The sequence below is a fragment of the Caenibius tardaugens NBRC 16725 genome (assembly GCF_003860345.1).
In the GTDB taxonomy this organism is placed as follows: domain Bacteria; phylum Pseudomonadota; class Alphaproteobacteria; order Sphingomonadales; family Sphingomonadaceae; genus Caenibius; species Caenibius tardaugens.
The window spans coordinates 3,720,759-3,742,991 of sequence record NZ_CP034179.1; the positions used below are offsets into that span (position 1 = coordinate 3,720,759).

The 22,233-nt window shown below is 63.6% G+C and carries 19 protein-coding genes and 1 pseudogene; 8 read left to right on the forward strand and 12 right to left on the reverse strand.

Annotated elements, in window-relative coordinates; genetic code table 11:
• Positions 1-63 precede the first annotated feature (63 nt).
• Both EGO55_RS17520 and EGO55_RS17525 read right to left on the reverse strand, forming a co-directional pair.
• Positions 64-765, reverse strand: a complete 702-nt coding sequence (locus tag EGO55_RS17520; RefSeq protein ID WP_021246266.1) for a VIT1/CCC1 transporter family protein — start codon at positions 763-765, stop codon at positions 64-66.
• 193 nt (positions 766-958) lie between these two features.
• A complete protein-coding gene (locus tag EGO55_RS17525; RefSeq protein WP_021246267.1) occupies positions 959-1,210 on the reverse strand; it encodes a hypothetical protein in 252 nt (83 codons plus the stop codon).
• A 280-nt stretch (positions 1,211-1,490) separates the two neighbouring features.
• Between EGO55_RS17525 and EGO55_RS21775 the strand changes: the two are divergent.
• Positions 1,491-1,676, forward strand: a pseudogene (locus EGO55_RS21775) (DUF7079 family protein); the annotation flags it as partial.
• Between the two features lie 28 nt (positions 1,677-1,704).
• On the opposite strand, the gene EGO55_RS17530 reads toward EGO55_RS21775, so the two are convergent.
• A complete protein-coding gene (locus EGO55_RS17530; protein ID WP_021246268.1) occupies positions 1,705-2,355 on the reverse strand; it encodes a hypothetical protein in 651 nt (216 codons plus the stop codon).
• 121 nt (positions 2,356-2,476) lie between these two features.
• Entirely contained in the window at positions 2,477-3,529 is a 1,053-nt protein-coding gene (locus tag EGO55_RS17535; protein ID WP_244925477.1) for a L,D-transpeptidase, read from the reverse strand.
• Between the two features lie 169 nt (positions 3,530-3,698).
• Here EGO55_RS17535 and EGO55_RS17540 point away from each other — a divergent pair, with 169 nt between their 5' ends.
• The gene (locus EGO55_RS17540; RefSeq protein WP_021690797.1) at positions 3,699-4,556 is read left to right on the forward strand and encodes a universal stress protein; all 858 of its coding nucleotides are present in this window, start codon (positions 3,699-3,701) and stop codon (positions 4,554-4,556) included.
• Positions 4,505-6,103 (forward strand): phospholipase D family protein, encoded by a 1,599-nt coding sequence (locus EGO55_RS17545; RefSeq protein ID WP_066962650.1) that lies wholly within the window; start codon positions 4,505-4,507, stop codon positions 6,101-6,103. The genes EGO55_RS17540 and EGO55_RS17545 overlap by 52 nt, the downstream gene beginning before the upstream one ends.
• An 84-nt stretch (positions 6,104-6,187) precedes the next feature.
• On the opposite strand, the gene EGO55_RS17550 is transcribed toward EGO55_RS17545, so the two are convergent.
• The 7 genes from EGO55_RS17550 to EGO55_RS17580 all read right to left on the reverse strand — a co-directional run bounded on the left by EGO55_RS17550 (position 6,188) and on the right by EGO55_RS17580 (position 13,617).
• Positions 6,188-6,772 carry a hypothetical protein gene (locus EGO55_RS17550; protein ID WP_021246272.1) on the reverse strand — a complete coding sequence of 195 codons (585 nt, stop codon included), beginning with the start codon at positions 6,770-6,772 and terminating at the stop codon, positions 6,188-6,190.
• Positions 6,773-6,853: 81 nt separating this feature from the next.
• The gene (locus tag EGO55_RS17555) at positions 6,854-7,264 is read right to left on the reverse strand and encodes a DUF2147 domain-containing protein (protein WP_021246273.1); all 411 of its coding nucleotides are present in this window, start codon (positions 7,262-7,264) and stop codon (positions 6,854-6,856) included.
• Positions 7,265-7,314: 50 nt separating this feature from the next.
• Complete coding sequence (locus EGO55_RS17560) at positions 7,315-7,887, reverse strand: HdeD family acid-resistance protein (protein WP_021246274.1); 573 nt, start codon at positions 7,885-7,887, stop codon at positions 7,315-7,317.
• Positions 7,888-8,027: 140 nt separating this feature from the next.
• Positions 8,028-9,251, reverse strand: a complete 1,224-nt coding sequence (locus EGO55_RS17565; protein WP_021246275.1) for a phospholipase A — start codon at positions 9,249-9,251, stop codon at positions 8,028-8,030.
• Entirely contained in the window at positions 9,248-10,441 is a 1,194-nt protein-coding gene (locus EGO55_RS17570; RefSeq protein WP_021246276.1) for an acetate/propionate family kinase, read from the reverse strand. The genes EGO55_RS17565 and EGO55_RS17570 overlap by 4 nt, the downstream gene beginning before the upstream one ends.
• Positions 10,438-11,859 (reverse strand): bifunctional enoyl-CoA hydratase/phosphate acetyltransferase, encoded by a 1,422-nt coding sequence (locus EGO55_RS17575; RefSeq protein WP_021690796.1) that lies wholly within the window; start codon positions 11,857-11,859, stop codon positions 10,438-10,440. The genes EGO55_RS17570 and EGO55_RS17575 overlap by 4 nt, the downstream gene beginning before the upstream one ends.
• A gap of 3 nt (positions 11,860-11,862) precedes the next feature.
• Complete coding sequence (locus EGO55_RS17580; RefSeq protein WP_021246278.1) at positions 11,863-13,617, reverse strand: PHA/PHB synthase family protein; 1,755 nt, start codon at positions 13,615-13,617, stop codon at positions 11,863-11,865.
• Between the two features lie 341 nt (positions 13,618-13,958).
• Here EGO55_RS17580 and lptB point away from each other — a divergent pair, with 341 nt between their 5' ends.
• Positions 13,959-14,882, forward strand: coding sequence for an LPS export ABC transporter ATP-binding protein (lptB, locus tag EGO55_RS17585; RefSeq protein ID WP_062066091.1), 924 nt, complete (start codon positions 13,959-13,961; stop codon positions 14,880-14,882).
• On the opposite strand, the gene EGO55_RS17590 is transcribed toward lptB, so the two are convergent.
• Positions 14,872-15,696 (reverse strand): TetR/AcrR family transcriptional regulator, encoded by an 825-nt coding sequence (locus EGO55_RS17590; protein ID WP_021690795.1) that lies wholly within the window; start codon positions 15,694-15,696, stop codon positions 14,872-14,874. The two genes, lptB and EGO55_RS17590, sit on opposite strands and share 11 nt — an antisense overlap.
• A 40-nt stretch (positions 15,697-15,736) precedes the next feature.
• Between EGO55_RS17590 and EGO55_RS17595 the strand changes: the two genes are divergently transcribed.
• From EGO55_RS17595 to EGO55_RS17610, 4 genes are read left to right on the forward strand one after another with little or no spacing between them, the layout of a single operon-like run.
• On the forward strand, positions 15,737-17,206 hold the full coding sequence (locus tag EGO55_RS17595) for an efflux transporter outer membrane subunit (RefSeq protein WP_210766564.1): 1,470 nt from the start codon (positions 15,737-15,739) through the stop codon (positions 17,204-17,206).
• Complete coding sequence (locus EGO55_RS17600; RefSeq protein ID WP_021246282.1) at positions 17,203-18,276, forward strand: HlyD family secretion protein; 1,074 nt, start codon at positions 17,203-17,205, stop codon at positions 18,274-18,276. The genes EGO55_RS17595 and EGO55_RS17600 overlap by 4 nt, the downstream gene beginning before the upstream one ends.
• The gene (gene rbbA / locus EGO55_RS17605; protein WP_280528967.1) at positions 18,240-21,023 is read left to right on the forward strand and encodes a ribosome-associated ATPase/putative transporter RbbA; all 2,784 of its coding nucleotides are present in this window, start codon (positions 18,240-18,242) and stop codon (positions 21,021-21,023) included. The genes EGO55_RS17600 and rbbA overlap by 37 nt, the downstream gene beginning before the upstream one ends.
• 1 nt (position 21,024) lies before the next feature.
• A complete protein-coding gene (locus EGO55_RS17610; RefSeq protein ID WP_021246284.1) occupies positions 21,025-22,149 on the forward strand; it encodes an ABC transporter permease in 1,125 nt (374 codons plus the stop codon).
• The last annotated feature ends 84 nt before the right edge of the window (positions 22,150-22,233 follow it).

Below are 22,233 nucleotides of genomic sequence, written 5' to 3' on the forward strand. Positions count from 1 at the left end.
CTTTCCAGCTGGAAGGGCTACGGGTGTTCACTGACCGAATCCTGACGATGTGAGCAGCGTGGTTCAAACCACTGTTCCGAACAGCCTCCCGATGCCCGCGGTCGCAGCCAGGGCCAGCGCGCCCCAGAATGTGACCCGTAGGATTGATTTCATGGGGCGGGCGCCCCCGGCCCAGGCGCCAAGCGCGCCCAGCAGTGCGAGAAACAACAGGGTTGCCGCGACCTCGATTGCGACGAGGCTATCATGCGGAACGACGGCGACCAACATCAGGGGCATGAGGGCGCCTGTGCTGAAAGTTGCGGCGGATGTGAGCGCGGCCTGGATAGGGCGGGCGGTCACGACTTCGGAAATGCCGAGTTCGTCGCGGGCATGCGCGGCCAGCGCATCCTTTGCCATTAGTTCGTCGGCTACCTGCCGGGCCAGTTCCTCATTCAGACCGCGTTTGACATAGATGTCCGCCAGTTCCTGATGCTCGAGCACCGGTTGAACGGCGAGTTCACCTCTTTCCCGGGCGAGGTCGGCATTCTCCGTGTCCGCCTGAGAGCTGACCGAGACATATTCGCCGGCGGCCATCGACATGGCGCCTGCCACCAGCGCCGCCATCCCTGCGACCAGGATATTGGCCTTGCCCGCGCCGGAGGCTGCGACGCCGACGATGAGGCTCGCGGTCGAAACGATCCCATCATTGGCTCCCAGCACTGCCGCGCGTAGCCAGCCGATGCGTGACACCGCATGGCGTTCGGGATGGGATCTTAGTCGGCTCATGGTGTCCTTCGTAAAATGCCGTGAAAAAGTTCAACAGTCTTTCCTGACGAAACCCTGACGATGATTGGTAGCCGGCATAGCTCAGCAATCCCTACTTGAATCGGTCTACATTTGTCGCACCACGCTGAAATCGGCACTCGGTGAAGGGGCCGTCACGCTTGAATCCATAGAGATTGGAGAGACCCGGCCTAGTTCATGTGATCATGGCCTCCTGCAGGCGGCTCATGAGAGGCAGCGCCAATTCCAGATCATCCGGTTCGACGGCTGCCTCCAATATGGTTTCGACGTGCATGACGGCTATGTTCACAGCTTTGGCCTTCGCATGACCGCGGGGATCGATTTCGGAATCCGTCTTCTTGCGAAACTTCGGGGTGAAGAGACTGCAAAAATTACGTAACTCGCGATCGAATATGATCCAGCCCCCCGTTCGATACGGGTCGTCCACGTAATGCGAGTCCTGAACTAATCGCGACAGCGCGTGCGATTATGGGTGAGGATGCGGCCTATCAGGCCGCTTTGATCGCTGCGGAACGTCGCGTATGAGTGAGAGGCGCGTTAGAGGGGCTTACAAGCCGCATCAGCTTCCAGCCCAGGAAATAGCGGAACGGGAGCCGAACTGGGCAAGGATAACTTGCACTACGTCGCTCAATAACTGCGGCAATCCCCATTCGGATAACGGAAACCGAGCGTATATTGCGAGATGAAGCGATACGGCCTTCCGCTCGAACATGATCGCCGTCGCTGGACAATGGAAGCCGTGGACCGAAAGGGAGGTCCACGAAATCGTAGCCCGATCACGGGAAAGGAATTATCTTTCCCGATTGCTGACCCACATGCTTGCCGTTTTTCGCTGGCGGATGATCGAACAAGATTGGCGGCGCCTCCTCTCGCTGCTTGCTCCGTCAAAGTGAGCGGTTTCGCGCGGGCATCGTCCCCAGTCTACCGTTTCGGCGCCTTTGGGCGCTGCGCGCGGATTTCCGCCAGCAGCACGCCAAGATATTTCTCAGCTTCGGCAGCTTCGCTTTCGGGATAGGCGGCCGTCATGCGTCCGCTCCAATAGCCATAGTCGACTGTCGTCAGGCTGGAACGCCATGGTTTGCCGTCGCGATAGCCGGTGAAAGTTCCGCGATAGGCCTTGAGGCGGCGATTGGTTGGGATCGTCGCCGGTCCTTCCGACACGATGGTCGGCGCGGCAAAATGGGACATCGTAGCCTGACGCATGATCATATAGTGGTCGCGTGGCGGCATCTGGTCGATATGGACCACCGCCATCCGCACCACGATGCGATCGTCGCCGGTGCCGAGTGGCCGGTCGTAGCCGATGGCGATATACTCGCCGCCCGGATCGAATGCCCGTTCCCTGAGGCGGGTAAAGCCCTCGAATTCCTCCGGGAAGCGCAGGCCGCTGGCCACGTGGACAAGAGTTGTGCCGTCCGGCGCCAACTCAAATCCGTCGGGTACCGCGATTGCCGTGGCGTCGGCCGAAGGTGGCGCAGCGGGCGCGGTTTCAGCCAGTGACGGAGCCGCCGAGGACAGCCCCAGCAGGATGGCGGCGGCAAGGGAAACTGGAACGCGCAATGATCGGGACATCGAAGTCAAATCCTCTGGTGAGTATGTCGTAATTAGGCCGGTCTTCGCAATTACGGCAGGGGATTGTTTGGAATCAGGCGGTAAGACGCTGCGATGGACGCGAAGTCGGGATTGCACAACGTCATCGTTCGTTTGTATCCGCTTGGGCATCCTCGCCCGTGAGCACGGTCAGGGATGTGCCTGTACTCCCGCTTTCGAGGGTATCGGCCGTGACGATCAGCGTGCTTCCCGGTTTGAGCACCGACAGCAGGCCCCGTCTGAAGTCCTCGGGAAGGATTAGCCGCTCCCGGTCCTGCCGCGAGACTTCCCCCGTCTGTGCACCGCCAAATACAGGGAGGAACATCCAATGCGTCCCGTGTTCGTCGATGGAGGCGAGGTTGAAGGCCTGAAGGCCGGAGATCTTGCCGCGGATGGCGACAGGCGCCGAACCGATTTCGATGCCGTTTCGCAACACCACGGCGCGCTGGTCCGCCGCGCTGACGATTATGGAGATCGGCCCTGTGAGTGCTTTCTCTGGCTGCCAGACCGTCAAAAAGGCATTCCCGAACGACGAGCGCCGGGCCGTATCCTGCAGGATACGGGGAGCTGGGGCAAAGCGCGGAATCTCGCTTGCCTGCGTGATGATGACCGTCAGGCCAAGCTGCGTGACATCATAGAGGTGCTCGGCGAACGTCAGGGGAAACCGGATGCATCCGTGCGAGGCGGGATAGCCCGGAAGATTGCCGGCGTGCATGGCAATCCCGTCCCAGGTGAGGCGCTGCATGTAGGGCATCGGCGCGTCATTGTAGAGGTTCGATCTGTGCGCGACTTTCTTTTGGAGGATGGTGAAAACCCCGGTGGGCGTTTCGTGGCCGGCTGCGCCGGTGGAAACGGTCGAGATGCCGATCAGGACGCCGTTGCGATAGACATAGGCCCGCTGCCTGGCGAGGCTGACGATGATGACCACCGGACCATCGGGAGCCGTTTCGGGCGCCCACAGGAACTCTCCTGGCCGTAACGCTTCCACGCTCGCCGCGATCGATCCTGGATCAAGCGCCATAGCGCGGATCGGAGCGGCGGTCAGGCAGAGCGCGGCAGTCATGGTGCCGGCAAGAAGCGTTCGGCGCGAGAAGCGTGTCGATGGTGCGTGGGATGCGCCGGCCGTTGCCACGGCAGTGAGCGTCGGGGTTCGCAATATGATGTCTGGTGTTGTGATCTTATCCATCCTCTTCTGATCAGGCCATAATATCGGTCTGCTTCGCGACGGCCAGCGAATCCTTGCCGAAGAACATTTCTGTCCGTCCTGCAAATACACGGCGACACGTTCCTTGGTTGGCGGACCACTGCTGCTATGTTGCGTCGATATGACCCCGCGAACGATTCTGTTTCCAACCGATTTTAGCGGTCGCTGCGACCGAGCCCGCGACCGCGCGATACAGCTGGCGAGCGAGTGGCGCGCACATCTGGTTCTTCTCCATGTTCAGAGGGATCCCGATCCCGCAGACATGCTCGACGGACTGCAGGCTGCCGAGAGTCGCCTTCATGCCCGCTTGCGGGCGGAGGTGGCGGACCCGGATATTCCGGTCGAGACACGCCTCGCCACCGGCGCCGTCTCGCAGGCGGTGCTGGAAGCGTCAACCGCATGCGGGGCGGATCTCATCGTGACCGGCATCTCGCGCCATGACGATATCGGGGATTTCCTGATCGGCACGACCGTGGAGCGCATGATACGCCATGCTCATGCGCCGGTGCTTATCGTGAAGGAAAAGACTCAGCACCACTATCGCCGGGTCTTGGTCGCAACCGATTTCTCCGGCTGCTCGGCCCAGGCGCTTCGCACGGCCATGGCCGCATTCCCCGCTGCCGAGATCACTCTCGTTCACGCCTATCACGTGCCGCTGGAGGCACTTCGGGGCCGGGAAGGGCCGGCAGCTGCGCTGCAGGCCAGGATAGCCTATGATCTGGATGCCTTTCTGGACAGGACCGATCTGCCCGCCGACGCACGCGACAGGCTGGATATCAATGTCGACTATGGCGAGGTTTGCGAGGTTGTCCGCAATCATGTGAAGCTGAGCGAAACCGACCTGGCCGTGATCGGAACGCACGGTCGATCGGCCCTGACGGTGGCGGTGCTCGGCAGCACGGCGCGGGCGCTGCTCAGCCGTCTCGATTGCGATGTCCTGCTCGTGCGCCAGCAGCCGCAGGCGGATGCTGCCGTCTGATCCGGATCGTCATCCTTGCCTGCCTGGGCTTCGTCGCGGCGTCGATGCTCGCGACCTGGGTCTACGGCCTGTTCGCCAGTCGCGCGCAGGGGGAGCCTTCCTACGCACTGTCGATCGAACGCGGCCGGACGCCGCTCGATCAGCGTATTGGCGCCACGACGGATGCGCACCCCGGTGAGAGCGGCCTGCTTTTGCTGGACGAGAATCTCGACGCCTTCGCGGCACGTGGATTGTCGGCGCGCAAGGTCGAGCGCTCGCTCGATCTGATGTATTACATCTGGCACGACGATCTGACCGGCCGCCTTCTTCTGGCCGAGGCCCTGTCCGCGGCCGATCGCGGCGTCAGGGTGCGGATCCTGATCGACGACATCGGCACCAGCCATACATCTGATGCGATGATCGCCATGGCGCATCATCCGCATATCGAGATCCGTATCTTCAACCCGACCCGGGCGCGGCAGGGCGGCTTGCGGCGCGGCATCGAAATGATGCTGCGCGCCTTCAGCGTGACCCGGCGCATGCACAACAAGGCCTGGATCGCTGATGGCCGCGTCGCCATCCTTGGCGGGCGCAATATCGGCGACGCCTATTTCGATGCCGCGACGCAAACCAATTTCCGCGACATGGACGTGCTGGTGATGGGGCCAGCCGTCGCCCAGACGGAGAAGATCTTCGACGATTACTGGAACAGCGGCCTGGCGTTGCCGGTCGATAGGCTTTCGCCCTTGAAAGATCCTGGCGTGGCGCTGACGCGGATCGCCGCCGAATTGAGCAACGCTGCCAATGAGGCTGCCGCGCGCCCCTATCTGGAGCGCATCGCCAAACGGCTCTCGCTTCTCGATCCCGAGACCACGCGGCCCGACTGGACTCGCGCCGCCCGCGTGATCGCCGATCCGCCGCGCAAAGTGCTGGGCAAGGAGGGCAAGAACTGGCTGATGCACGACCTGCTGCCGGTCTTCGATGCGGCGCGGGAAAGGCTTGAAATCACTTCGCCCTATTTCATCCCCGGCGAGGAAGGCACGGCGGCGCTCGCCGCGATTGCGGCAAAGGGGGTTTCGGTCTCGGTCCTGACCAATTCTCTTGCGGCAACCGATGTCGCCGCGGTCCATGGCGGTTATGCGCGCTACCGTGTTCCGCTGCTCGAGGCAGGGATCAAGCTCTGGGAATTGCGGCCCGAGCATCAGGAGCGGGACTTTTCCCTGCGAGGATCGAGCCGGGCAAGCCTGCACACCAAGGCTTTCACTGCCGACGGGCATATGGGGTTCATCGGCTCGATGAACCTGGATCCTCGTTCGGCTTCCCTCAACACGGAAATGGGCGTCCTCTTCGAGTCCGAGGCCCTGGCCCGGAAGATGGCTGCCATCTGGCAGCGCGATACCGCGCCCTCCCGCAGCTATGAGGTCTGTCTGACGTCGGATGGCGACGTGGAATGGGCCGGGAGCCGGAACGGCGTGCCCGTCCGATACGACCGGGAACCGGAAGCCTCGTTCTGGCGCAGACTAACCGCACAGGCCATTGGCCTTCTGCCGCTGGAATCGCAGCTTTGACCCAAGCAGGCTTTCGGCGCCGTCTTCAATTTTGCGTGTTGCCGACGAATGGACCGTCTGCGACGGGGACCTGTTTCCTTGAGATCATGCGCTTGAGCGCGGATCGTTGTCGGAGCGCAGAAATCTGCTCCAGTCGATCTGGGCGAGCGCAGCAAGCAGGATGATCATGCCGATCTGCATCGCGATGCCCCACGGACTGGTGAGGCGCTCGGTAAAGACGTCACCCAGGCTCGATTTGCGGATCACGCCTGCTGTCGCGGCATAGATCGAATAGGAGACGAGACGCCCGACGAAAAACGCTGCTGTGAACTTCCCCAGCCTGATACCCGCAAGGCCGGCCGCTTCGAACAGTTGCGCCGAGGGAAGCGGAGAGAGAGCGAACAGTGCGAGCCCGAAAATCGCGCTTTTCGGTCGGTCCTCGACGACTTTTTTCGCTGCTTCGAGGTTGCGCTTTTGTTTCGCGGGCAAATAGTCCTTGAGAAATCGAAAGCCCCAGGCAAGCAGCAAACGTCCAAGAGCGGCCGCGAGCGCGCCAATGAACACGATCAAGGCGACAGGCAGATCGGTCGTCAGGCCATAGAGAACGATGATCGACCATGTCGGGGGACCGAACGCGGGCAACAGGTTGATACCAAGGACGATCAGGAAGAGAATCAGGCACGCGGTCATTTCGCCTTCGGCGTTATCGCATTTGCGCAGGGTCAGCGAGCCGGATGGGAGAGATGTCTTTCAGCCTGTCAATCCATGCGTCTACTTCTCGACGCGCGTCCAGATCTGCGACCGGCACCCGATGCGCCCGACGAGGCAGCCGTTCGCCTCGAGCCTGTTGCTGTCGAGTACCGTGACGCGCCCGGTGAAGGTCCGGCCGATATCGGGCACGAAAACGCGGCCGCGCCACACGCCGGGCTGCTCCTGCTCGAAATCACGAAACAGCTGTGCGCCCACCAGAGGATCCGGGCTGCCCTTGCGCGCATCGGCTTTCGCCTTGTCGTTAGCCCAGACGACGACACCGCACATCCTGTCGTCGCACGGTTGCGCGCGGATATGCACACTGTTTGCAGGGTTGCGCCAGATAGTCCCGGAAATGCTCGATGCCGGAGCATTTCCGACCGTTGCCGCCAGGATGAGCAAGACCGAAAGCGGTTTGTATCCTCCGATCATCCTGGCGTTTCCTTTGTTGTTCGGGGCAGGGCACCCTTGCCGCACTAAGTCTATAGCTTACCGATGCGGCGCAGACCCATGGCGAGGATGATGAGGAAGGTTCCTCGCAGCAGGAAGCTCAGGCCGACCGCCAATGCCAGGAAGGCAAGTCCGGTCGCGGGATCGCTGAACAGGAGGAGACCGCCCAGAACAGTGTCGAGAACGCCGAGTAGCAGGCGCCAGCCCCGGTCATGCGCAGACTGGAATGCGCCGACGATTTCGAAAACGCCGATGATGAGCAACCAGGCGCCGATCAGCGCGACGAGCGTCAAGGCCCCGGCGAAGGGATTGAAGAAAGTGATGGCGGCCGCGACGAGGCTCAGCACGCCGAGGAGGATCTCGATCCAGCGTGCGCGCCGGGAGAGCGAGGACAACCCGGCCGCGATAGCCAGTATTCCGTATATGAGGAGCGCCACGGCAAGGAAAACACCTGTCGCGAAGCCCGTCGCGATTGGGTTGAGGAGCGCAAAAACGCCGATCAGGATCACGAGCAGCCCATAAGCCAGGACCCAGCCCCAACTGGTCTCCAATGCCGGGTCGGCCATACCATAGGGGCTGGAATAGCGCCTCGATTGTGACGGCATGTGAAGGGCTCCTTCTTGGTGACTCGGAACTTTTGCTGTGAGCGTGTCGACTATTGCCAGAGTGCAACCTCAAGTCGAGCAGGAAGCGCTGATGTCGCAGGAGGCGTCGCTCAAGTGCGTGATGTGCATGAAGGCGGGTTTCAACGCACCAGTGCCACGCCCAGACGAAAACGGGTCGTATGGCGATCATAGTCGAGCAGATTCTCGCCATAGCCGATGAAGCTCTGGCCGAAGAGATAGAAGTCGGGTCCCCCACCCAATAGCCGCGAGAGCGGATAGGAAAGATCGGCGGCGAGTGCGCCTTTGCCGCTGGAGACGCTGAACCGCGTGGATGTCGTAAGGCGCAGGCCGTCATCTTTCCCGACTTCCAGGAAGAGCGAGCTATTGCCCCTGTAGCGGCGGATATCGGGATTGTCGGATTTGTCGCCGACAAGGAGGGAGAAGCGCGGAGCTACCGACAGGCGATAGCCGCCGCCCAGTGGGAAGGCGGCCATCGGCGCCACATAGAGCGTGTTGAGGCTGCGGGAATCGAGACCGGAGCGACCGTTGGATTCATGGCGAAAGCCGCCCTGTGCGCTCAGCGAGATGCCGCGTGTCAACGTAGCTGAAGGGGTCAGGTAGAAGAGTTCCGGCTGATAGTCGATGTTACGAAACGGCGAGGAATCCGCGCCAAGATCCCAGAACATGCGCTGGGTATAGGCAAAATGCAGTCCGTCGCGCCAGGAAAGTGGCAAGCCCTGGGCGCGTCTCGTTCCGAAAATCTGATATTTGAAGCTGATCTGGATGCGTGCGGCGCTGTCGGTGCTCGGACCATAGACAGCATAGATCGGTTCATAGGCCGACAGGTTGGCGAAAAAGGCGTTGCCCGCCGACCGGTCCGAGGGAGGCGGCACAGCCTTGTTTTCCAACCCCGGCGCGTTGGGAGGCCCGGATTGCGCGGAGGTGTTCGTGGCTATTTGCGCCCCTCGGTCCGCGGGCCGCAATGCCAGCGTGATCTGCCGCGTGCCCCATGCGGGAACGGAGATCGCGGCGCCTTCCAGCGACAGATTGGTCCTCCGCGCAAGCCGGTAGGTCGCGCGCGTGAAACCGCCAGGTGGAATGATCGGGTTTGGAGGCGTCGTCGCCATGCGCTCCAGCCAGACGGTGCGAGAGACGCCGCTCTGCTCCACCTGCGCTTCGATGCGGTCCGGAAGGGCCATGCCCTGCGGATCGCCGCTGTCATTGAGCAGGCGCAGATCGACCAGAACGGCGCCGGTTTCGTCCTCCTGCCCGGCATCGCTGATCAGGATTTCGACGGGCGATGCGGCATGAGCCGCGGCAGGGGTGGCAAGCGCGATGGCGGCAAGGCTTATCGCGCGCCTCATGATGGATTCTCCCCCAGCACATGCAAGGTGTGGAGCGCGATCATCCGTTCCTCGTCGGTGGGAATGACGCGCACCGCGACATGGCTGCCGGGCGTGCTGACAAGCGGGGCGCCGGCAGCGTTCGCCTGTTCGTCGAGTTCCACGCCCAGCCATGCGAGGCGTGCGCAGATACGCTGGCGCATCGCGGCGTCGTTCTCTCCGATCCCGGCGGTGAAGACGATGCCGTCCAGCCCGCCCATCGACGAGGCGAGCGCGGCCGTCTCGCGCGCGGCGCGCCAGGCGAACAGCGCCATCGCCTCTTCCGCTTCCGGCGCATCGCTGGCCGCGAGCGCCCGCATGTCGCTCGACAGGCCGGACACGCCGAGCAGGCCGGACTGCCGGTAAAGCATGTCCTCCACATCGGCCGCGCTCATGCCCATGCGGAGCTGAAAGTGCAGGATCACGCCGGGATCGATAGTGCCGCAGCGCGTGCCCATCACCAGGCCGTCGAGCGCAGTGAAGCCCATGGTCGTATCGACGCTCCTGCAGTCCCGCATGGCGCAGAGGCTGGCCCCGTTGCCCAGGTGCGCCGCGACCACGCGGCCCGCGGCCAGCGCCGGGTCGATCTCCGCGAGACGCATTGCGACATATTCATAGGACAGGCCGTGAAAGCCGTAGCGGCGGATGCCCTGATCGTGGAACTTGCGCGGGATGGCCAGGCGCGAGGCGACGTCCGGCTTGTCGTGGTGGAAGGCCGTATCGAAGCAGGCGACCTGCGGCAGGTCGGGTTTCAGCTTCGCGATCGCGCGGATCGCCGCGAGGTTGTGCGGCTGATGCAGCGGGGCGAGGGGGCACAGCGTTTCCAGCCTGTCCAGCAGGTCGGCATCGACCAGGCGGGGCGTGACGAAGTCCAGGCCGCCATGCACCACGCGATGGCCGATGGCGATCACGTCCCGCCCTTCCAGCGGATGATCTCCCGCCCAGGCGAAGAGGTCCGCCAGGAGATCCGCATGGCTGAGCGCAGCGCCGTCCGGCCAGTCCCGCTCGATGAGGATTTCTCCCGTCGCGGAGCGGGCCCGCAGGCTGGGCGCGATGCCGATCTTCTCGATCTTGCCGCCTGCCGAGAGCGTCAGCCCGTCCCGGCCATCGAGCGTGAACAGCGAGAACTTGATGCTGGACGAACCGGAGTTGATCGCGACGACGGCTTTCATGCGCTCGCCGTCCCCGGCAGGCCGGGCGCGGCCTTGGTGGCGGCGCGCGCCATCAGCACCGCGACCGCGCAGGAGGCGAGGCGGGTGCGCAGGCTGTCGGCCCGGCTGGCGAGGATGATCGGCACGCGCGCGCCCAGCACGATGCCTGCCGCGTCCGCACCGCCCAGGAAGGTGAGTTGCTTGGCCAGCATGTTGCCAGCCTCCAGGTTTGGCACGACGAGAATTTCCGCTTTGCCCGCCACCGGCGAGACGATGCCTTTCTCCTTCGCGGCGGCTTCGCTGATCGCATTGTCGAAAGCCAGGGGTCCGTCCAGCACGCCGCCCGTGATCTGACCGCGATCGGCCATCTTGCACAGGGCAGCGGCGTCGAGTGTGGATTGCATCGCGGGATTGACAGTCTCCACGGCGGAAAGGATCGCCACTTTCGGTTCCGCGATGCCGATGACATGGGCAAGGTCGATGGCGTTGCGGATGATGTCCGCCTTCTCCTCGAGTGTCGGCGCGATGTTGATCGCGGCATCCGTGATGATGAGCGGTGTCGGATGGTTCTGGACGTCCATGACATAGGCATGGCTGATCCGGCGCTCGGTTCGCAGGCCCGTGGCGGAGCGCACGATGGCGCCCATCAATTCGTCGGTATGGAGCGAGCCTTTCATCAACAGCTTCGCTTCGCCGCCGCGCACCAGGTCCACGGCCTTTGCCGCCGCTTCGTGGCTATGGGCGGCGGATACGATGCGGAAAGGCGAAATGTCCTTGCCGGCGTCTTCGGCCGCCTTGCGGATCTTCGCTTCCGGCCCGACCAGGATCGGCATGATGAGATTGGCTTCGGCGGCTTCAATCGCGGCCAGCATGGCGGCCGCGCTGCAGGGATGAGCCACCGCCGTCGGTTCCGGCACGCCATTGGCGGTCATCTCGATCAGCTTGCGGTAGCCGTCATGGTCGCGCAGGCTGACCTCCGGCAGCGCCGCACGGGGGCGGCGGACCTTCTCGGCCGGCGCCTTGACTTCGGCCTGGCCGCTGATGACTTCCTCGCCGTCCTGGTTGACGCAGCGGCAATCGAACAGGATATCATGGTGCGCGCGTTTTTCCGCCACCGTCACCGACGCCGTGATCGTGTCGCCAAGGCCTACCGGCCGCGTGAACTGCAGCGACTGGCTGAGATAGATCGCGCCGGGGCCGGGCAGTTCGGTGCCCAGCACGGCGGAGATGAGACCGCCGCCCCATAGTCCGTGCGCGATGACGCGGCGGAACATGTCGGTCGCGGCATAGTCGGCGTCCATATGCGCCGGGTTCACGTCGCCGGACACGAGCGCGAAAAGCTGGATGTCCTCTTCGGTCAGCGTGCGCGAGATACTGGCGGTATCGCCCACTTTTATCTCGTCGAAGGTGCGGTTCTCGATCATGGTTCCGTCAGTCATTGCTCAATGCTCCAGCACATAATGGCCGGGAGCATCGGCGATCGCCGCATAGCCCTTGTCCGCTGCGCCCATGGGCGGCGGCGCACCAGGTTCTCCCGAACGCGCGGCCAGCCATTCTCCCCACGCCGTCCACCATGAGCCTTGCTTTTGCTCGGCGCGGCTTGCCCATTCTTCGGGATCGTAGGAGGTGCCGTCGACCTCGCGGGTCAACACGCGGTAGCGGCGGCCCTTGTGGCCCGGTTCCGAAACGATGCCGGCATTGTGCCCGCCGCTGGTCAGGACGAAAGTGATCTCGGCCCCGGTCAGCAGGTGGATCTTGTGGACGGAATGCCATGGCGCGACATGATCGCGCTCGGTTCCGACCACGAACAGCGGTTTGCGGATGGAGGCAAGGTTGATGGTTCGCCCATCCACCCGGTATTTTCCTTCGGCCAGGTCGTCGTCGAGGAACAGGCGGCGCAGATACTGGCTGTGCATGGCATAGGGCATCCGTGTGCCGTCGGCGTTCCAGGCCATGAGGTCGTTCATCGGTTCGCGCTCGCCCATCAGGTAGGTGGCGAGCACACGCGACCAGACCAGATCGTTGGAACGCAGGATCTGGAAGGCGCCGCCCATCTGGCTGCTGTCCAGATAGCCCCGGCTCCACATCATGTTCTCCAGCAGGTTGAGCTGGCCTTCGTCGATAAACAGGCCCAATTCCCCCGGCTCGCTGAATTCCGTCTGTGCGGCCAGCAGTGTGACGCTGGCGAGCCTGTCATCTCCGTCGCGCGCCATGGCCGCGGCCGCGATCGAGAGCAGCGTGCCGCCCAGGCAATAGCCCATGGCATGGATGCCCGTCGCGCCGGTGATCGCCGTCACCGCATCGAGCGCCGCCATCGGTCCGAGGTGCCGGTAGGCGTCCATGTCGAGGTCACGGTCGGCACTGCCGGGATTGTGCCACGAAATCATGAACACGGTGAAGCCTTGCGCCGTCAGCCAGCGGACCAGCGAGTTCTCGGGCGACAGGTCGAGAATATAGTATTTCATGATCCACGCGGGCACGATCAGGATTGGCTCGGGCCGCACGGTGTCCGTGGTCGGTTCATACTGGATCAGTTCGATCAGCTTGTTGCGGTAGACGACCTTGCCTTTGGCCGTGGCGACGTTTTCGCCCACGCGAAAGGCTTCGGCGCCGACCGGCGGCAGGCCGCGCGCCATGTGCTGCATGTCCTCGACCAGGTGCCGGAAGCCGTCGACCAGGCATTGGCCACCTGTTTCCGCGATCTTGTGTTGGAGAACGGGATTGGTGGCGAGAAAGTTGGTCGGCGCGAGCATGTCCAGCATCTGCCGTGCGGCGAATTCCACCATGTCTTCATGATGTTTCGAGACACCGCCAATGCCTGTCGTCGCGGCGTGCCACCATTGCTGGTTGAGCAGGAAGGCCTGAGCGACGAGATTGAAAGGTAATTCTTTCCAGGCGGGATCGGCGAAGCGCCGGTCCTGCGGCAATGGTTCGATGGCCGGTTCGGCCTCGCTGTCTTCCATGCGGCGCTGCAGATAGTCGAAAAGCCGGGCATGCTTGCGGATGGCCTTGGCGCCAAGCTGCATTTGTTTGCCCGGCGACGTGGCGAGATGAATCCCCCAATCGGCCATGGCAAGCAGGAGCGTGGCCGGCGAAAGGCCGAAAGTCGTCTGCGCGATGGCCGCCGATGCCGTGCGGTCGAGCGTTTCGCTGATTCCGTCCAGCGGATCGTCGGAAGGCGGAGGGGACGTGGCCATGACTATATACTCCGAGTTCCGCTGGAAGGTGCCTCGTCTCTCCGACAGGATTCCACAGCAGATGTTTGGGCCGCCCCTCCCGGTTCTTCTTATGCCGAACGGTACTGCATAGGTAAGATAGAATGCAAGCCGCACGGAGCTTGGTTGCGACCGGACGGCTGTCTGACGGCCAGTCGCAACCGCGGGCGCGGGGATATTCGGCCATGGCCTGCTGGAGAAAAAGGAGCCTCAATCATTGAGCGTAAAGCCACTAGGTATAGTTCACGATGGCGATGCATTGCCTGGAGATACAGTGTACGGCGGTCGTCATCCCGGGCAATTTTGCGGGAAATTGAAGGAGAATGGATGATCCGCGAGATCGCCATGATGGCAGCGGTTGCGCTGGTGCTGGCCGGCCGGGATGGAGACGCGTACTGACCCGGCTTTTGAGGGACCTTGGCGGAAATCTCGGGCATGATGCCCAACTCGTATCGCCGGCCGCGCGTTCGGAGAGCGAGCCGCTTGCGCCCGCGTCAATCGGACCGGTCGCAGTCGAGCGCGCGCCGACGGTTCTTTCGATCGCCGGGATCGAGAAGTCCTTTGGCAAGCGGAAGGTGCTTGACGATGTCGCGCTCGAAGTGCGGGCAGGCGAAATCGTGGGGCTTCTGGGGCCAAACGGGGCCGGCAAGACGCTCTGCTTCTATGCGATTGCCGGCCTGATGAGCGTGGATGCCGGCAGGATCGAGATTGGCGGTCAGGATGTCACCGCGCTTCCCATGGATCGAAGAGCGAAGCTGGGCCTCGGCTATCTTCCCCAGGAAGGATCGATCTTCCGCGGCATGACGGCTGCGGAGAATATCGCGGCCGTGCTCGAACTGCATATCGCCGATCGCGATGTAGCTGCCGCGCGGCTCGATGAACTTCTTGCCGAGTTCAATATCGCCCACATTCGCGACGTTCCCGCACAGCGGTTGTCCGGCGGGGAACGCAGGCGCTGCGAGATCGCCAGGGCCATGGCGGCAGCGCCCTCGGTCATCCTGCTCGATGAACCGTTCGCGGGCATCGATCCCATGTCGATCGCCGACGTCAAGGCGATGGTGCGAAAGCTCAAGCGAGAAGGCGTGGCGATCCTTCTGACCGACCACAATGTGCATGAGATGCTCGAACTGGTCGAGCGGGCCTATATCATCGATCAGGGCAGGATGCTGTTCGAGGGCGGCCCAGAAGCGGTACTCGACAACCCCGAAGTCCGGCATCGCTATCTTGGCGAGGGCTTCAGGATGTGAGGCGGTTACCGCGCCCTTCGTTCAGGAACGGAATGGCCTTTGCCATGAGGTCGAGCGCTCGCTCGATATAGGCAGCCTTTGTCCGGGTGGTGTTGTGCAGATCATGGCGCTGCAGGATGCGCTGGCGCGGCACGGTGACCAGCGCGTCGAAGAGAAAAGCAGCGAGGAACGGAAGATCGCCTGCTTCCTCGCTGTTCGGTTCGCTCGCCTCGGCAAGGATCGTCTGCATCAGATCGATGCCGAACTGGGTGCCGATCGCGGGCTGTGCCCGCATCATGCCCGGATTGTGGTTTGCCAGCCAGATGATGAGCGCTTCGATGCCCACGACATCGCCTTGAAGCGACAGGTCGAGCATCCTGCGAGCGATATAGGCGATTTTTTTGCGGGTGCTTCCTCGAGGGACCGATGCCGCGATCGGATCGAGATAGCGGGCAAGGCTGTGTTCCATGGCGGCGACGAGCAGGGCGAGCTTTGAGCCGAAGCGGGAATAGAGCGTTCGCTTCGATGTCTGTGCGGCGGCGGCGATAGCTTCCATACTCGTACCCTCGACGCCGCCGGCGATGAATTGGGCAAGCGCCGTCTCGAGGATATGATGTCCAAGCCGGGCTGCGACCTCCTGTGGCGGCCTTCCTCCCCTGGGATCGCGGGCAGGCAGACGCGAGCCGGTTCCCGATGCGGCGCCGTCATCTTTCATGAATCGCTCGCGGCCCATCGCTGCTTCATTCCAGCTTTCGCGCTTGATCGGCAAGTGATACCGGGCAATATCAAAACCACTAAGTGTAGATACTAATAGTCCGGAGAGGTGCTTGCCCATAGGCGTACCGCCTGTTTGAACCAGAATGGAACCGGACTAGATGGCTCGCAGCGCTCATATTACTGGCCGTTTATGCGGGTTCCGGGCCGTCATGGCGGCGATGATCGTGCCATCTTTCCTGTCCGGCTGTTCCTTCGCGCCGCCCAATGTCCGGCCGGCCCAGCCGGTGCCGCAGGACTATCCCGCGCCAGCCGCGCTGGGCGCGTCCATCGCGCGGATCGGTTGGCATGATTTCTTCCGGGAAGAGCATCTGCGTGTGCTGATCGCGGCCGCGCTGGAGAACAACCGCGATATCCGTATCGCCGCGGCCCGCGTCGATCAGGCGCGCGCGGCCTGGCGTATCGAGGGATCGGCGCTCTATCCCGAACTCAACGCCGTCGGCACCGGCACGCGGGGTCGTTCCATCATCAGCCTGCCGGGCGCAGGCACGCAGAGCTATGACATCAAGCAGGTCACCGCGCAGGTGAGCGCGAGCTGGGAAATCGATTTCTGGGGCCGTCTGCGCAACCTGAACGACGCCGCGCGCAATCGTTATCTGGCGACGGAAGAGGCGAAGCGCGCCGTTGCCACCGGCCTGATCGCGCAGGTCGCCAATGGCTATCTGCTGGAGCGCGAATATGAGGAACGCCTCGCGCTTGCCCGGCGGACGATCGTCACGCGCGAGGACTCACTGCGGATCATGCGCCGCCGCTATGAAGTCGGGTCCGGCTCGAAGCTCGAAATGACCCAGGCGCAGTTGCTGCTGGCGCAGGCGCAGGATGCGCTGCAAGCGCTTGAGCAGGACCGCGACGTGAACCGCAACGCGCTGGCGCTGCTGGTCGGGCGGCCCGTGGAGATCGTGCCTGGGCCCCTCGGTCTTGCCGAAACCGGACCGGATATCGCCCTTCCGCCGGGCTTGCCCTCCGACCTTCTGGTCAACCGGCCTGATATCGTGGCGGCGGAATATCAATTGCGGGCGGCCAACGCCGATATCGGCGCGGCGCGGGCGGCGTTCTTTCCCAATATCAGCCTGACGGGTGCCTTCGGCACGGCGAGTTCCGATCTCGACGGGCTGTTCGGCGACGGGAGCCGCGCGTGGAGCTTCACCCCGACGATCGCCCTGCCGCTGTTCAATGCGGGCCGCCTTTCCGGCAACCTCGATCTGGCGAAAGCGCGGCAGGTCGAAGCCGTGGCCAGCTATGAAAAGACCGTGCAGGGCGCGTTTCGTGATGTTTCCGACGCGCTGGTCCGGCGCCGGCAACTGGCGTTGCGGATCGACACCGCGCGCAGCTCGCTGGACGCCTTGCGCGAACGGGCTCGGCTGGCCGGGTTGCGGTTCGACAACGGGCGTTCGGCCTATTTGGAAGTGCTGGACGCGCAACGCGACCTTTTCGACACCGAACAGGCGCTGATCCAGTTGCGCCGCGCTCATCTGGCGAGCGGCATAGCCCTCTACGCGGCGCTTGGCGGGGGCTTTCCCGCCGAAGTCGTCCACGACAGCAACGATCAAGGCGGAGAACACAGGCGATGACGGCGTCCCGGAAGACATGGCTCATCAGGGGCGGCATCGCGGCGGCGCTCGTCGTTGTAGCTCTGCTCCTTTGGCAGGTGCTCAAGCCCGGCGATTTGCCCGAAGGCATCGTCGGCGGTAACGGCCGGATCGAAGCGGTTGAAATCGACGTTTCCGCCAAATCGCCCGGCCGCATCCGCGAAATCCTGGTCGACGAAGGCGCGTTCGTGCAGGCGGGGCAAGTCGTCGCCCATATGGATACGGACGTGCTGAGTGCCCAGAGGGCCGAAGCCGAAGCGCAACTGGCGCAGGCGCTGAACGGCATCCAGATCGCGACCAGCCAGGTCGCGCAGCAGCAGAGCAACCGGGCGGCGGCTCTCGCCGGCGTCCGCCAGCGTGAGGCGGAGCTGAACGCGGCGCGCAAGCGGCTGGCGCGATCGGAAACGCTGGCGCGAGAAGGTGCGACCGCCGTGCAGGAACGGGATGACGATCAGGCCCGCGTCGAAGGCGCGGCGGCGGCAGTGGAGGCCGCTCGCGCCCAACTCGCGGCCGTCGACGCGGCGATCACGACGGCGCGCAACCAGGTGATCGGCGCGCGTTCGCAGGTCGATGCCGTGCGCGCCACCATCCAGCGGATCGAGGCCGATATCCGCGACAGCGACCTCAAGGCGCCGACGGCCGGCCGCGTGCAATATCGCGTCGCCCAGCCGGGCGAAGTCGTGGGTGGCGGCGGGCGCGTGCTCAACCTGGTCAATCTGGGCGACGTCTACATGACCTTCTTCCTGCCGGAAACGGTCGCGGGCAAGGTGGCGCTGGGCAGCGATGTACGCATCGTGCTCGATGCGCTTCCGGATCGTGCGATCCCTGCGAAAGTCAGCTTCGTTGCCGATGTGGCCCAGTTCACGCCCAAGACGGTGGAGACGCAAAGCGAGCGCCAGAAACTGATGTTCCGCGTGAAGGCGCAGATCGATCGCAAGTTGCTCGATCGCTATATCACCCAGGTCAAGACCGGCCTTCCGGGCATGGCCTATGTGCGGATCGATCCGAAATCCGAATGGCCCGCGAAACTGACCGTCAACGTGCCGCAATGACGGAAGCTGTCGCCCGCGTTTCGGGCGTGAGCCTGCATTACGGCAAGGTGCTGGCGCTCGATGATGTGAATCTTGAAATCCCCGCCGGGCGCATGGTGGCGATGATCGGCCCGGACGGCGTCGGCAAGTCCAGCCTGTTTTCCCTGATCGCGGGCGCGCGAGCCATCCAGGAGGGCCGGGTCGAGGTGCTGGGCGGCGACATGGCCGAGGCCCGCCACCGCAACGCCGTGTGTCCGCGCATCGCCTATATGCCGCAGGGGCTGGGCAAGAACCTCTATCCTACGCTCTCCATCGACGAAAATCTCGAATTCTTCGGGCGGTTGTTCGGGCAGGACGCGGCCGAACGCGAGCGCCGCATTGCCGACCTCACCGAAAGCACGGGCCTCGCGCCGTTCCGCAAGCGCCCGGCGGGCAAGCTTTCGGGCGGCATGAAGCAGAAGCTCGGCTTGTGCTGCGCGCTCATCCACGATCCCGATTTCCTGCTGCTGGATGAGCCGACAACCGGCGTCGATCCCATGTCGCGCGCGCAATTCTGGGATCTGATCGACCGCATCCGCGCGAACCGCCCGCACATGAGCGTGCTGGTCGCCACGGCCTATATGGAAGAGGCCGAACGCTTCGACTGGCTAATCGCGATGGACGCGGGAAAGGTGCTGGCCACCGGCACCGCAGCCGACTTCTATGCACGCACCGGCGAACAGTCGCTGGAACAGGCGTTTATCTCGATGCTTCCCGAGGAGCGCCGCCGCGGGCACAAGCCGGTGGAGATTCCGCCGCGCAGCGACGGCGGCGAGGCCGAGATCGCCATCGAGGCGCAGGGGCTCACCATGCGTTTCGGTGATTTCACGGCAGTCGATCATGTCGATTTTCGCATCGAGCGCGGCGAGATCTTTGGATTCCTCGGCTCCAACGGCTGCGGCAAGTCGACCACCATGAAGATGCTGACCGGCCTGCTGAAAGCCAGCGAAGGCCAGGCCTGGCTGTTCGGCCGCGAGGTCGAGAATGACGACATGGCGACGCGCCGGCGCGTTGGCTATATGAGCCAGGCCTTCTCGCTCTACTCGGAACTGACGGTCCGGCAGAACCTCGAGCTGCATGCCCAGCTCTTCCATGTTCCCGCCGGGGAAGTGCCGGCCCGCGTGAGGGAAATGGCGCAGCGGTTCGGCCTGGATGGCATCATGGATGCGTTGCCCGGCGCCTTGCCGCTGGGCCAGCGCCAGCGGCTCAGCCTAGCCGTCGCCATGATCCACAAGCCGGAAATGCTGATCCTGGATGAACCGACGTCCGGCGTCGATCCGATCGCGCGGGACCAGTTCTGGCAGATGATGATCGACCTGTCCCGGCGCGACAAGGTGACGATCTTCATTTCCACGCACTTCATGAACGAAGCGGAGCGGTGCGACCGCATATCGCTGATGCATGCGGGCAAGGTGCTGGTCAGCGACACCCCCGCCGCCATTGTCGAGAACCGCGGCGCGGCGGACCTGGAAGAAGCGTTCATCGCCTATCTTCAGGATGCGAGCGGCGAGACGCCGACAGAAAAGAGGGACGATCCGGTTCCTGCGGGCGCGCCTGCCGCGGCCGATCAGGACATTTCGGCTGCACCGGCCCGCTCCCCATGGTTCATGCGGCGCCGGATGATGAGCTATGCCCGGCGCGAAGGGCTGGAATTGCGCCGCGATCCCATCCGCGCCACCCTGGCCCTGCTGGGCAGCGTCATCCTGATGTTCATCATGGGCTATGGCATCAGCATGGACGTGGAGGACTTGCCGTTCGCCGTGCTGGACCGCGACGGCACGACCACCAGCGAGAACTACGTCCTCAACCTGGCCGGATCGCGCTATTTCATCGAACGGCCGCCGATCACCGACTATAGCCAGTTGGACCGGCGGATGCGCTCGGGCGAACTGAGCGTGGCCCTGGAGATTCCGCCCAATTTCGCGCGCGACCTGCGCCGGGGCGTGCCGGTGCAGATCGGTGTATGGGTCGATGGCGCCATGCCGCAGCGGGCCGAGACCGTGCAAGGCTATGTCCAGGCCCTGCATGCCCACTGGCTCAGTGAAATGGCCGTGCAGGAAACAGGTGCGCGGCCATCGATGGGTCTCGTCAATATCGAGCTGCGCTATCGTTACAATCCGGACGTGAAAAGCCTTGTAGCCATCGCGCCGGCCGTGATTCCGATGATGCTGCTCTTGTTCCCGGCGATGCTGACGGCTTTGAGCGTGGTGCGGGAAAAGGAGCTGGGTTCCATCGTCAATTTCTACGTGACGCCGATCAGCAAGGTGGAATTCCTGCTGGGCAAGCAGCTTCCCTATGTCGCGCTCGCCATGCTGAACTATGTCTTGCTGGTGTTCCTCGCCGTCACGATGTTCGGTGTGCCGTTGACGGGCAGTTTCCTCGCGATGACGCTGGGCGCTCTCTTCTATACGCTGTCGGCGACGGCCATCGGCCTGCTGTTCTCCATCTTCATGCGCAGCCAGATTGCCGCGATGTTCGCCACCGCCATCGGCACGATCCTGCCCGCCGTGCAGTTTTCCGGCCTGATCAACCCGGTGTCCTCGCTCGAGGGGGCGGGCGCGGTGATCGGATCGATATATCCCGCGACCTGGTTCGTCACCATCTGCCGCGGCGTCTTTTCCAAGGGGCTGGGCTTCGCCGACCTCTGGCCTGACCTTCTCGTGCTGTTCGCGACGTTTCCCGTCATCCTGGCGCTGTGTGTCGCGTTGCTGCGTAAGCAGGAGAGCTGATATGCGCCACGCGGCCAACATCTACCGGCTCGGCATCAAGGAACTGCGCAGCCTGTGGCGCGATCCGATGATGCTGTTCCTGATCCTCTATTCGTTCTCGGTGGGGATCTACGTCGCGGCAACCGCCATGCCGGAAACGCTGCACAAGGCGCCTATCGCGATCGTCGATGAAGACCAGTCGCAGCTTTCCAGCCGGATAACCGGCGCCTTTTATCCGCCGCACTTCACGCCCCCTTCGATCGTGGGACTGAACGAAGTGGACAAGGGGCTGGATGCCGGGCGCTATACGTTCGCTCTCGACATCCCGCCCGATTTTCAGCGAGACGTACTTGCGGGACGCCAACCCGGCTTGCAGCTCAACGTTGACGCTACGCGGATGAGCCAGGCTTTCACGGGCGGCGGCTACATCCAGCAGATCGTGCAGGGCGAAGTTGCCGAATTCATGAAAGGCACGCGTGCGAGCACGCCGGTCCCGGTCGAGCTGGCGCTGCGCGTGCGGTTCAATCCTACGCTGGCGCAAAGCTGGTTCGGCGCGGTCATGGAAATCATCAACAGCGTCACCATGCTGTCGATCGTGCTGACGGGCGCGGCCCTGATCCGCGAGCGCGAGCACGGCACGATCGAACACCTGCTAGTGATGCCGGTGACGCCGTTCGAGATCATGGCCAGCAAGGTCTGGGCCATGGGGCTCGTTGTCCTGGTCGCCTGCGCTTTCGCGCTTTTCGTGATGGTGGAAGGGGTACTGTCCGTTCCCGTCGAAGGGTCGATCGCGCTGTTCCTCGCCGGAGCGGGGCTGCACCTGTTCGCCACGACCTCCATCGGCATCTTCATGGGGACGATCGCGCGCTCCATGCCGCAGTTCGGCTTGTTGCTGATGCTGGTGCTGCTGCCGTTGCAGATGCTGTCCGGCGGTTCGACGCCGCGCGAAAGCATGCCGGAGTTCGTCCAGACGGTCATGTTGGCCGCGCCCACCACCCATTTCGTGAAGATGGCGCAGGCCATCCTTTACCGGGGCGCGGGCTTTGACGTGGTCTGGCCCCAGTTCCTGGCTATCATTGCTATCGGCGCGATCTTCTTCGCCATTGCGTTGGCGCGGTTCCGGCGAACCATCGGCACGATGGCGTGAGGAGGCAGTCGAATGTCAGAACACCAAATTGCGTGGGACATCGTAACGATGCTTCAGACTAACGATTGCCGAACGGTTCCGCGC